1 protein-coding gene is annotated in these 851 nt (G+C 63.6%); it reads left to right on the top strand.

Going from position 1 to position 851, the window contains the following annotated elements; all coding sequences use genetic code 11:
* Positions 1-809: IS256 family transposase (locus EII42_RS12110; RefSeq protein WP_125172405.1), on the top strand; the 809-nt coding region annotated here is incomplete at its 5' end.
* Between the last annotated feature and the right edge of the window lie 42 nt (positions 810-851).

Raw genomic sequence — 851 nt, 5'->3', positions numbered from 1 at the left:
GCCGGATCACGGAGAAAGTCGCCGGCGAACTCGCCGAATGGTCGAGCAGGCCGTTGGATCCGCTCTATCCGGTGATCTTCGTCGACGCGATCGTGGTGAAGGTCCGTGATGGGCAGGTTCGCAACACGCCGTTCTATGTCGTGATGGGCGTGACCGTGAACGGGGAACGCGACATCCTCGGGATCTGGGCAGGTGACGGGCAGGAGGGTGCGAGGTTCTGGTTGCAGGTGTTCACCGAGCTGAAGAACCGGGGTGTCGAAGACGTCCTCATTGCCGTGTGCGACGGGCTGAAGGGTCTGCCTGAGGCGATCAACACGACCTGGGAGCAGACGGTCGTGCAGCAGTGCATCGTCCACCTGATCCGCAACAGTTTCCGATACGCAGGACGGCAGCACCGCGACGCGATCGTCCGTTCACTGAAGCCGGTCTATACGGCTCCGTCTGAGCAGGCGGCCAAGGACCGGTTCGAGGAGTTCGCCGCCGAGTGGGGCGAACGCTATCCCGCGATCGTGCAACTGTGGCGGAACTCTTGGGCGGAGTTCGTGCCGTTCCTTGAGTACGACGTCGAGATCAGGCGGGTGATCTGCACGACGAACGCGGTCGAGTCGATCAACGCGAGGTATCGGCGGGCCGTCAGGGCACGTGGACACTTCCCCAACGAGGCCGCCGCACTCAAGTGCCTCTACCTCGTGACGCGGTCGCTTGACCCCACCGGCGGAGGCCGGGCACGCTGGGTGATGAGGTGGAAGCCCGCGTTGAACGCGTTCGCGATCACCTTCGCCGGACGGTTCGAGAGAACCACTCACTGATGAAAACCGCCGGACCCCACACACCGAATTTCGGACAGACCC

Source organism: Tessaracoccus sp. OH4464_COT-324 (assembly GCF_003932855.1).
Classification (GTDB): domain Bacteria; phylum Actinomycetota; class Actinomycetes; order Propionibacteriales; family Propionibacteriaceae; genus Arachnia.
The sequence above is the reverse complement of the archived record's forward strand: the minus strand, read 5'-3'. Positions and strand labels throughout refer to the sequence as shown.